This is a genomic window from Glycocaulis sp., assembly GCF_052168375.1.
Taxonomy (GTDB): domain Bacteria; phylum Pseudomonadota; class Alphaproteobacteria; order Caulobacterales; family Maricaulaceae; genus Glycocaulis.
Window position 1 is genome coordinate 1 of sequence record NZ_JBQLZR010000325.1, and the last position, 9200, is coordinate 9200.

Sequence of the window (9200 nt, forward strand, 5' to 3'; positions counted from 1 at the left end):
CACGCTCCAGTGGGCCGGACCGGAAGTCCGGAACACGGCGGCGATGGCCTCCTTCACCGACGTCTTGCCGACAGAACCGGTCACGCCGACCCGGATGCCAGGGCAGCGCTCGCGCGCTGCGACGCCAAGGCGCTGCAAGGCCTCCAGCACGTCGGGCACGACAAGGCGCGGGCCGGTTCCGGCATCTTCCCGGCTGACGATGGATGCGGCTGCTCCGGCGGCCTCGGCGGCAGGCACGAAATCATGGCCATCGCGCTGGTCGGCGAGGGCTGCAAACAGATCGCCCCGCTCCAGCGATCGCGTGTCGATGGATACGCCGCCAGCCTGCCAGTCATCACCGCCAACAAGACGGCCTCCGGTCGCCTGCGCGGCTTCTGCCGCTGTCCATAAAGGCCCGGTCATTGCCCCCGCTCCCCGGTCTTTCCGGCCAGTTCCTCTAGAGTGCGGCGCGCCACCTCGCCATCATCGAACGGATGAACAACGCCCTTGATGGTCTGGCCCGTCTCATGGCCCTTGCCGGCAATCAGCAGCGTGTCGCCCGCCTCAAGGCCGGAAATGGCTTTACGTATCGCCGTCTCCCGGTCGCCGATCTCCTCCGCCCCCGGGGCACCTTTCAGGATCGCGGCGCGGATGACAGCCGGGTTTTCCGAGCGCGGGTTATCGTCGGTCACGATTACGCGGTCGGCGAGTTTCGCCGCGATCGCGCCCATCTTCTCGCGTTTTGTGGGGTCCCGGTCTCCGCCTGCACCAAAGACCACGACGACCTTGCCGGCGGTGTGCGGACGCGCGGCCCTAAGGAGCTTGTCGAGACCGTCCGGCGTGTGGGCGTAGTCGATCAGAACCGGGGCACCCTTGGCGGTTTCGCCCACATATTCGAGCCGCCCGGCAACGCCCTTCAGGACTTCGAGCGCGGCAAAGACGGTGTCGGCATCGACGCCGCTCGCAATGGCCATGGCGGCAGCCTGGAAGGCGTTGCTTGCCTGGAACTCGCCCATCAGCGGCAAGGTCAGCGCCTGTTCCTTGCCTGCATGAACAAAGCGAACGTGCTGGAAAGCCGCGTGCGGCGTGATTTCTTTCAATTGCAGATCGCGCCCGCTCCATCCGACCGTAAAGAGGGTCTGGTGGCGGGCCTCGGCGCGGCGCACGACCGCTTCACCCCATTCGCTGTCGACCGTGATGACGGCAGGCGCGCCCTCGGGCAGCAATTCGTCAAACAGGCGCATCTTGGACGCGAAATAATCCTCAAAGTCCGGGTGATAGTCGAGATGGTCCTGGGTGAGGTTGGAGAACCCGGCAAGCGCGATACGCGCGCCATCCATGCGGCGCTGTTTCAGCCCGTGACTGGAGGCTTCCATGGCAAGATGCGTGACGCCTTCGCCAGCGAGCGCATGAAGTGCGGCATGAAGGGCAATCGCGTCCGGCGTTGTGTAACCTACATCGGTGCGCCCGGAGGAGCGGGTCACACCCAGCGTGCCAAGGGCTGCAGCCTCGTAGCCTGCATGCGCCCAAATCTGGCGCAGGAATTCCACGGTCGAGCTTTTGCCGTTCGTGCCGGTAATCGCGGCGATATACCGGGGCTGGCCCGGTGAGAAACGGGCGGCCATCTGCGCCAGCGCAAGGCGCGGATCATCGGCCTCGATAACGGGAACCGGCGCCGTCGTCCCGCGCTCAGCCAGTATCGCGGCGGCACCCGCCTCCACGGCAGACTTGATGAAGGCGTTGCCGTGTGTGGTGACGCCGGGAAGCGCGGCAAAGACAAAGCCCGGCTTCACCTTGCGGCTGTCGAGAGCAAGGCCGGTGACAGCCAGGCCCCGAGCCGCGTCCGGAACGCTCACCCCTGCGGGCAGAAGATCAGCCAGTGTGTGCTGCGGGCTCATTCCTGGTCTCCGCCAGCGGCCAGTTCAATGGGTTCTTCCGGACCCTCGCGCACCGGCGTGCGGGGCACGAAAAGGCGCGCAACGGTCTGCACACGGGCACCGGGATCCGCTTCGCGCAAGCCCACGCCCAGAACAGGCGCGACACGCTCGATAATGTCACCGCCAGTTGGCGCCGCGTTCCAGCCCGCCGTGTTGAAGCCATGCGTCTCGCGGATGGGGCGCGGCTGATCAAGGCTGACAACGAGCACGTATTGCGGGTCATCGAAGGGGAATATCCCGACAAAGCTCGTGAGCACATTGCCCACCTGGTAGCGCCCGTTGACGATGCGCTGGGCGGTGCCGGTCTTTCCTGCGATGGCAAGGCCCTCCCGGTCGGCCTGCCCACCCGCAACGGCGGCCCGCATCACGCCGAGCACCTGCGCAGCCGTAGCAGAGCTCATCACCGGGATTTGAGGCACGATGTCGGTCGGCCCCACAGGACGCAGGGTCGGCGGTGTGTAGATGCCGTCATTGGCAAGCGCGCCATAGGCCGCAGCCAGCGCGACCGGAGACACATTGAACCCGTGCCCATAAGAGGCGGTCATCAGCTCTGCCCGGCCCCAGCGGCTGGGAAGGATCGGGTCCTGTCCCTCGATCAGTTCCAGCGGCGGACGCTCCCACAGGCCGAGTTCGCCATAGAAGCTCGTCAGCACGTCCTGGCCGATATGTTCAGCCATGCGGGCCGAACCGATATTGGAGGAATGGATAATCACCTCGCGCGCCGTCAATATGCGCGCCTGCGGGCGGAAATCGCGGATGCGGTGCGAGCCGATGACGATCGGCGCGCGCGCATCGAAGGTGTCGTCGAGACGCACCATTCCCGCCTCGATGCCGGCAGCAAGCGTGAGCGGCTTGAAGACCGATCCCAGCTCATACACACCCTGAACGGTGCGGTTGAAACGGTTCTCCGCCGGTTCGGAACCGGCATGGTTGGGGTCGTAATCTGGCAGGGAGGCCATGGCGATGATCTCGCCGGTACCCACACGCATCAGCACGGCCATGGCGCCAGCGGCCGAATAGCGCGCCATGCGCTCTCGCAGCACAGTCTCCAGCGCATCCTGCGCGCCCAGATGAATGGAGAGGCTGACCGGGCGGCCCGACCCGTCAGCCAGCTCGTCATTGAAGGCGCGCTCCGCACCGGCAAGGCCGGCAAGGTCCTGATCGGTAAAACCGACGAGATGGGCAGCCAGGCGGCGGCGCGGATAGACCCGGCCCGGCTCTACCCGGAAGCCGATGCCCGGAAGGCCCAGCATGTGGATTGCCTGACGCTCGCGAGGACCGAGGCCACGCTCGATCCAGACAAAGCTGCGCCCTGAGGAGAGACGGCGCTCCAGCTCGCCGGCATCGAGATGCGGCAGGACGGTACGCAGCGCGGCGGCTGTCTCTGCGGGGTCCCAGACCTGACGCGGATCGGCATAGACCGAATGGAAATCGAGATTGCTCGCGAGGATCTGCCCGTTGCGGTCGACAATCTCGCCGCGGCGGACTGGCGCCTGCGCAATGCGGGTTGGCGCGGCTTCGGCAAACTCTCCGGTGATGGCCAGCTCGACTGCGCGCCCTGCCGCGACCAGAAAGCCCGCGCCGACCATGAGGCCAATAATGCCAAGGCGCAGCCGGGTACGGCCAAGTGCTTCACCGGCCTCGTCCTCGAGGCGGATTGTGGCGCCGGGATCAAACCCGGCAGAGCCATCGGCGCGCACAGGCTGCAGCCCGGCGCGGTCACGCCGGACCTGAACCCGTCCAAAGAGGCGCGCCAGCCAGCCTGTCATGGACGCCCTCTCACGCCCGGGGGAGAGGCCTGCCACGCGGCTTGTGCGGTCTGGGGCGCTTGCGGCGCCATGCGCTCTGCCTCGGCGCGCACTTGCGCCAGCTCGGCCAGCGACAATTCCTGCGCCGGCTGGACCGGCTCAAACCCCAGATGGGTGCGGGCAAGAGCGCGCAGCTGCTCGGGGTCTTCCAGATGAGCGATATTGGCGGTGAGCGTATTGATGCGGGCGCGCTCCTGGGCGAGCTCCGCTTGCAACGTGGCAAGGCGCGCCTGCGCCGCATCGGTTTCCGCCTTGGCCACATAGAGTGCGCCCAGAAGGATCATGCTGCCGAGAATCCCGAAAAGGAAGAAGAGGCGCATCATGAGGCAAGCTCCAGAAGGCGGCTGTAAGGGGGAACGCCCGGCAAGGCATCGTCATCGGACGGCCAGGCAGGATTGGGGGTGCGGACACCGGCACGCAGCCGCGAGGAGCGGGCGCGCGGATTGGCGGCAATCTCGGCTTCGGACGGCTCTATGGCCTTGCGCGAAAGCAGGGAGAAGCTGGGCGGCGGACCGGCCTGGATTTCGGGCGCGTGGCGCGAGCCCTGCCCCATCATTCCGGCGCGGGCCCGCAGGAAGGTCTTCACGATCCGGTCTTCCAGCGAGTGAAAGCTGACAACAGCCAGCACACCGGCCGGCTTCAGGATACGCTCGGCGGCGCCCAGCGCGCGCACCAGTTCGCCCAGCTCGTCATTGACGTAGATGCGCAGGCCCTGAAACACCCGCGTGGCGGGATGGATGCGCCCCGGCTTGCCGCCGATGACGCGGGCCAGCAATTCGGCGAGCTGCAAGGTGGTGGTGAAAGGTGTTTCGCTGCGCGTTTCGACGATGGCGCGCGCCGCCCGGCGGGCGTGGCGCTCCTCACCATAAACGCGGAAGATCGCGGCCAGATCATCCGCATCGAGGAGGTTTACGGCATCGGCCGCACTCGGCCCGTCGCTGGCCATGCGCATGTCGAGCGGTCCGTCCTTCTGGAAGGAAAAGCCGCGCCCGGCCTCGTCGATCTGCATGGACGAGACACCGAGATCGAGCATGACCCCGTCAACGCCGTCCGCGCCTGAAAGTTCGAGGATCTGCTCCATGGTCGAGAACGGACCCTGCTGGAAAGCAAACGTGTCCGGCCAGGCCTTGCGGAGCTGGGCAGCAACCGGCAGGGCCGCCGGATCCCGGTCTATGCCGACAAGGCGCGCACCTTCGACCCCGAGAACCGCCCGGGCATAGCCGCCCCCGCCCAGCGTGCCATCGACATAGAGACCACCGGCTTGCGGGCGGATTGCCACCATCACCTCATCGAGCAGGACCGGGATGTGCGCCATCACACACCCTCCTGCGGGCGGACCGGCGGACGGCGAAGAGCCGACTTGTTCTCGCGGGCATGGGCAAGATCGCGGGCGTGGCGCTCGGCGTGGGCCTCGGGCGACCAGACCTCGAAACGGCGGCCCATCCCGACAAAGGTGGCCTTCGCATCAAGGCCGGCATGTTCGATGAAGTCACGCGGCAGCGAGATGCGGCCCGTCTGGTCGAAAGTGAGCGGACGCGCGCCGCCAAAGATGACCCGCTCGAACGCAGTACGGGCATCGTCATACGGGTCCATGGCGTCGATCGCTGCGGCCATCTCGGCCATAAGCGCCTCGCCGCCACCTTCCAGGAACGGTCCGTTAAACGAACACCAGACATAAATGCCGCCGAAGCGCTCCGCCGACACCACGGCGCGGAAATCGGCCGGAACGGAAACCCGTCCCTTGGCATCTATCCCGTTGGTGGTGGTGGAGAAAAACATCTCCCGGCGCGCTCCCCTGCATCCCACACCCCTGTCACGGGCCCTCATGTGGTTAATTATGGGATATCATGGGAAATGATGGGAAACAATGCCGAAGCCAGTGATCAGCACTGTTTTTACAGGCGCACGCAAGTAAAAGCGCAACATGTTGCAGCGCAGCAAAGCAGAACAGACAAAGAACGATTAGTTAACGCCGGCGGCGGCGACGAAATTTCCGAAGAAAAATGAAGGGTCAGGCGGCCTGTAAGCCGGGTTCTGTCCCATTCTTTCCGCAATGGAAAGAAGCGGCAGGCATTCCTCTGGGATGGCGCTTGCACGCCACCTCTTGCGACCCACCCGGACGGGATGCGGAAGGCGCACCTGCCCATGCACGCACGGGCGTCCGTCCCTATTCGGTCTTGCTCCTGGCGGGGCTTGCCGTGCCCCCTTCCTTGCGGTCGGGGCGGTGGGCTCTTACCCCACCGTTTCACCCTTGCCGGGAAAGCCCGGCGGTCTGATTTCTGCGGCGCTGTCCCTGAACCGGGGCTTGAACCCTGGCCCGCCGGGATTTCCCCGGCACCATGCCTTCCGTGGAGCCCGGACTTTCCTCTCCCGCCCGCCTTTCGGCACTGGACGGAAGCGGCTGCCCGGCCGCCTGACAGGCTTCTAGTCGGCCTTTGCACGCGATACGTCAAGCAACAAGGCTAGAAGTCGAGGCGCACCGTCACCTCTGCCTCGCCCACCGTGAAGGCGGCATCGTCGAAACGGGGCGGGCCGAAGCGGGCTGGCGGATTATTGGAAATGACGACGGGTTCGCGTGGAATGCCAAAGACGCCGCGCTCCATTACCCCGTTATCGTTGGTGTCGTGCCAGACCGTGGCTGCCCACTCGCCCGGCTCGACCCCTTCAAACACGATCTCGGCCTCCGGCGCGGCTGCAATGCGCGTGCGATGCTCGCAGCCAGAGCCAAGAAAATGCTCGCGGCGGCAGAGCTGGACATAGAGATGGCCCGATGTGTCCGTTACGCCCGTGATGGAGACAATGACGTTGGTAGCAAGGGCGATGATCATGATGACCTCCTTTGGCAGGCAGCAGAGCCAGTCTCCACTGCATCAGCAATAACTTTGTAATTCAAAGTTATTGCTGATGCAAATGAAAGGCGAGCCGGTTTCGGGGCCACCCCCGGGCTAAAGGGCCGGATCACAGGACTTGTCTGGGCCTTCCACGCAGGAACGTCGTCCGTTCAGGGTGCGGGCTGCACCGCGGCTGCAAGAGCCAGCACGCGGCCCATGCTGTCATCGTCCAGCAGTCCATCCACCCGTGCAGGCCGGTAGCGGCGCTGAAAAGCCTCAAGGCAGGTGGCGAGGGGAAGGCCAGGATTATATCCGATAACGCTCAGCGCATTGAGCGCAATGTCGGCATCCGGCGTCACCGGGCGGACTGCAGACGGCCATAGACCAATGCCCACTTGTGCGAGCCTTTCCCAGGGAAATTTCTCGCCTGGATCAATCTTGCGGCCCGGTGCGATATCGCTATGGCCGACGACATTGACCGGCGCAATGGCATGGCGGGCGAGGATGGCTTTCGACAGGGCGATCACGGCACTCACCTGCGCCTCCGGATAGTCCGGCAGGCCGTAATCATGCCCGCCATTGACGATCTCGATCCCGACAGAGGCCGAGTTCAGATCGGTAATGCCGCGCCAATAGCTGACACCGGCATGCCAGGCCCTGCGGTCTTCATCGACCATGGCGATGACACTGCCATTCTCTTCGACGACATAATGGGCGCTGACCTTCGCAGCCGGATCGGCAAGGCGCTCGATCGCGGCCTGCCCCGTCTCCATACCTGTATAGTGCAGTACCAGCACGCTGACCGGCAGGGTGCGGGCATCGTGATTGGGTGAAGGTCGCGCGGCCGGTTTCATCTCGGCTTTTGTATCACGGTTTCCGGCGGCAGGGTGGTGGAGCGGCGCGCGGCAACGACCGCCACACCCGCAATGGCCAGAATGCCCCCCGCCACAAGCTGCCAGCTGACCGGATCACCCAGCAGCACGACGCCGGAGATCACCCCGATCAGTGGCCCCATCAGGGTCATCGGCGCGATCAGCGAGGCGTCATACCGGCGCAGGAGCCAGTAAAAGGCCCCGTGACCGAAAATGTTCACCAGCAGGACGGTGAAGAAAATGCTGGCAAGGAGCAGCCAGCCGCCCGCCAGCATCGCTTCTATCTGGCCGCGCTCGAAGATGAGGCTGGCGATCAGCAGAGGCGGCCACGAGAACAGCCCGATCCATGCCTGCAGCGGTATGGTGGTGAGCTCCACCCGCTTGACGAAGATTGATCCGGCCGCTGCGGCCATGGCGGCGCCCACACCAGCCAGCAGACCGGCCGTAAAGGTGAACTCGGCAGGCTTGAAGACAACAAGGAACGCGCCGGCAAAGGCCATGACCATGCCGATGGCCCGCACCCAGCCCACTTTTTCCTTCAGGAACATCACTGAAAGGATGGTGGTGAAGGGAACGGACAGCTGCACCACGATGGCGATGCCCGATGGTGTCGCATAGTGCAGGCCGATGAAGAGGAAGGCGAACTGAACTGCGCCCATGCCAAGTCCGGCACCGATCACCGGGCCAAGTTTTTTCGGCACCGGCAACAGCCAGGGCGCGAGCATCGCATAAAGCAGGATGAAGCGGATAAAGGCGAAAAAGAGCGGCGGCACACCTTCGAAGCCGGGAAGAATATCCGGCGTGCCCGATACGGACCATTTCGCGACAACGAAATTCACGCCCCAGACGAGGCAGACGGCGAAGAGAAGGGCGAAATGGCGCGGGCTCATACTCGCGCTCTAGCCGCGCTTCGCAGCTGCATCAAGTCACGAAACCGGGCGCTTTGTTACCGGGTAAAGCGCGCGTTCTAGCTGGTGCCGTCCACGGTCCAGCCATGCGGGCCACGGCGCGCTACGAGCACAGAAGAGTCTGCCTTCTTGCGGCCGCGCACCTTGCGGTAGATCCAGAAGGCGCCGGCACCCAGAATGGCAAGGCCCGCAATCACGAAGGCCGCGGCCGTCAGCACGGCAGCGAGCAGGACAACCAGACCGATGAAGGCAGCCGCGATGATAGCCGCAATCACGGCACGCAAGGCCTGCATGGCCGCGTCGGAATTGAAGGCTGGCTGCTGCGTCATGTGCATCTCTCCCGCTGGTCCGGTCCGCAATGGAACCCACCGCTCTGAGCGTAGAGTTGGGGGTTTGAACGGCGACGTCAATGCCGGAAGCCCAACTCTCACGGATATGTAATGCATGATGCACGCCGGACGTTCCCGCCTGCGCGCGAACGCGTCACGCTGGCTGAAGTGCCGGTTTCAGCCCACGCTCGGCCAGGATTTTCTGGTAAGCGGCGTTGATCACGGCCATTTTCTCGTCGGCAAGGCGCTGCAGCTCGGGCGGCGCGCCGCGCGCAATCAGCCTGTCGGGATGGTTTTGCGAGGCAATGCGCCTATAGGCGCGCTTCAGATCGCCATCCTCGATAGCCCGGTCGATTCCGAGCACCAGATACGGGTCATCGCCGTCCGAGGCACCGTGCCCGGCACGAATGCGGGCGTATTCGGGCGCAGAAAATCCGAAAATACCAGCGACGGTTTCGAGATAGTCGAACTCTTCCGGTGTCAGCCGGCCATCGGCCTTGGCAATGTGAAACAGCCCGTCGAGCACGTCCTCCAGA

The 9200-nt window shown here is 64.9% G+C and carries 12 protein-coding genes and 1 other RNA gene; 1 reads left to right on the top strand and 12 read right to left on the bottom strand.

The annotated features are described in order from the left end of the window. The 6 genes from ACTS2Z_RS13500 to ACTS2Z_RS13525 form a co-directional block, all read right to left on the bottom strand. Positions 1 to 402 (bottom strand): Mur ligase domain-containing protein (locus tag ACTS2Z_RS13500; protein WP_442573728.1); only part of this gene is annotated, 402 nt, incomplete at its 3' end. Further along, positions 399 to 1877 (bottom strand): UDP-N-acetylmuramoyl-L-alanyl-D-glutamate--2,6-diaminopimelate ligase, encoded by a 1479-nt coding sequence (locus tag ACTS2Z_RS13505; RefSeq protein ID WP_442573729.1) that lies wholly within the window; start codon positions 1875 to 1877, stop codon positions 399 to 401. The genes ACTS2Z_RS13505 and ACTS2Z_RS13500, both read right to left, overlap by 4 nt. After that, complete coding sequence (locus tag ACTS2Z_RS13510) at positions 1874 to 3685, bottom strand: peptidoglycan D,D-transpeptidase FtsI family protein (protein ID WP_442573730.1); 1812 nt, start codon at positions 3683 to 3685, stop codon at positions 1874 to 1876. Before ACTS2Z_RS13510 ends, ACTS2Z_RS13505 begins: the two co-directional genes overlap by 4 nt. Then, positions 3682 to 4047 carry a cell division protein FtsL gene (gene ftsL, locus ACTS2Z_RS13515; protein ID WP_442573731.1) on the bottom strand — a complete coding sequence of 122 codons (366 nt, stop codon included), beginning with the start codon at positions 4045 to 4047 and terminating at the stop codon, positions 3682 to 3684. The genes ACTS2Z_RS13510 and ftsL overlap by 4 nt, the downstream gene beginning before the upstream one ends. After that, on the bottom strand, positions 4044 to 5039 hold the full coding sequence (rsmH, locus tag ACTS2Z_RS13520; RefSeq protein WP_442573732.1) for a 16S rRNA (cytosine(1402)-N(4))-methyltransferase RsmH: 996 nt from the start codon (positions 5037 to 5039) through the stop codon (positions 4044 to 4046). Before rsmH ends, ftsL begins: the two co-directional genes overlap by 4 nt. Beyond that, complete coding sequence (locus ACTS2Z_RS13525) at positions 5039 to 5503, bottom strand: division/cell wall cluster transcriptional repressor MraZ (protein ID WP_442573733.1); 465 nt, start codon at positions 5501 to 5503, stop codon at positions 5039 to 5041. The genes rsmH and ACTS2Z_RS13525 overlap by 1 nt, the downstream gene beginning before the upstream one ends. 75 nt (positions 5504 to 5578) lie before the next feature. Here ACTS2Z_RS13525 and ACTS2Z_RS13530 point away from each other — a divergent pair, with 75 nt between their 5' ends. Next, positions 5579 to 5731: a hypothetical protein gene (locus ACTS2Z_RS13530; RefSeq protein WP_442573734.1), complete on the top strand. Its 153-nt coding sequence runs from the start codon at positions 5579 to 5581 to the stop codon at positions 5729 to 5731. Here the strand turns inward: ACTS2Z_RS13530 and rnpB are convergent. From rnpB to ACTS2Z_RS13560, 6 genes are all read right to left on the bottom strand, one after another. Continuing rightward, positions 5732 to 6141, bottom strand: an RNA gene (gene rnpB, locus ACTS2Z_RS13535) — RNase P RNA component class A. It abuts the gene before it with no gap. A gap of 45 nt (positions 6142 to 6186) precedes the next feature. Then, a complete protein-coding gene (locus tag ACTS2Z_RS13540) occupies positions 6187 to 6552 on the bottom strand; it encodes a DUF2141 domain-containing protein (RefSeq protein ID WP_442573735.1) in 366 nt (121 codons plus the stop codon). A 173-nt stretch (positions 6553 to 6725) separates the two neighbouring features. Beyond that, positions 6726 to 7409 carry an N-acetylmuramoyl-L-alanine amidase gene (locus ACTS2Z_RS13545; protein WP_442573736.1) on the bottom strand — a complete coding sequence of 228 codons (684 nt, stop codon included), beginning with the start codon at positions 7407 to 7409 and terminating at the stop codon, positions 6726 to 6728. Further along, positions 7406 to 8317, bottom strand: a complete 912-nt coding sequence (locus ACTS2Z_RS13550) for a DMT family transporter (RefSeq protein WP_442573737.1) — start codon at positions 8315 to 8317, stop codon at positions 7406 to 7408. Before ACTS2Z_RS13550 ends, ACTS2Z_RS13545 begins: the two co-directional genes overlap by 4 nt. Before the next feature lie 77 nt (positions 8318 to 8394). Further along, positions 8395 to 8664, bottom strand: a complete 270-nt coding sequence (locus tag ACTS2Z_RS13555; RefSeq protein ID WP_442573738.1) for a hypothetical protein — start codon at positions 8662 to 8664, stop codon at positions 8395 to 8397. A 154-nt stretch (positions 8665 to 8818) separates the two neighbouring features. Continuing rightward, positions 8819 to 9200, bottom strand: a 382-nt coding sequence (locus ACTS2Z_RS13560) for a DnaJ domain-containing protein (protein WP_442573739.1), incomplete at its 5' end; no start/stop codon positions are given.

Bases quoted from the DNA above. Each gene is read 5' to 3' on its own strand.
- ACTS2Z_RS13505 (WP_442573729.1), bottom strand. From the start codon at position 1,877: ATGAGCCCGCAGCACACACTGGCTGATCTTCTGCCCGCAGGGGTGAGC.
- ACTS2Z_RS13530 (WP_442573734.1), top strand. From the start codon at position 5,579: ATGATGGGAAACAATGCCGAAGCCAGTGATCAGCACTGTTTTTACAGG.
- ACTS2Z_RS13550 (WP_442573737.1), bottom strand. From the start codon at position 8,317: ATGAGCCCGCGCCATTTCGCCCTTCTCTTCGCCGTCTGCCTCGTCTGG.
- ftsL (WP_442573731.1), bottom strand. From the start codon at position 4,047: ATGATGCGCCTCTTCTTCCTTTTCGGGATTCTCGGCAGCATGATCCTT.
- ACTS2Z_RS13510 (WP_442573730.1), bottom strand. From the start codon at position 3,685: ATGACAGGCTGGCTGGCGCGCCTCTTTGGACGGGTTCAGGTCCGGCGT.
- ACTS2Z_RS13555 (WP_442573738.1), bottom strand. From the start codon at position 8,664: ATGACGCAGCAGCCAGCCTTCAATTCCGACGCGGCCATGCAGGCCTTG.
- ACTS2Z_RS13545 (WP_442573736.1), bottom strand. From the start codon at position 7,409: ATGAAACCGGCCGCGCGACCTTCACCCAATCACGATGCCCGCACCCTG.
- rsmH (WP_442573732.1), bottom strand. From the start codon at position 5,039: ATGGCGCACATCCCGGTCCTGCTCGATGAGGTGATGGTGGCAATCCGC.
- ACTS2Z_RS13540 (WP_442573735.1), bottom strand. From the start codon at position 6,552: ATGATCATCGCCCTTGCTACCAACGTCATTGTCTCCATCACGGGCGTA.
- ACTS2Z_RS13525 (WP_442573733.1), bottom strand. From the start codon at position 5,503: ATGTTTTTCTCCACCACCACCAACGGGATAGATGCCAAGGGACGGGTT.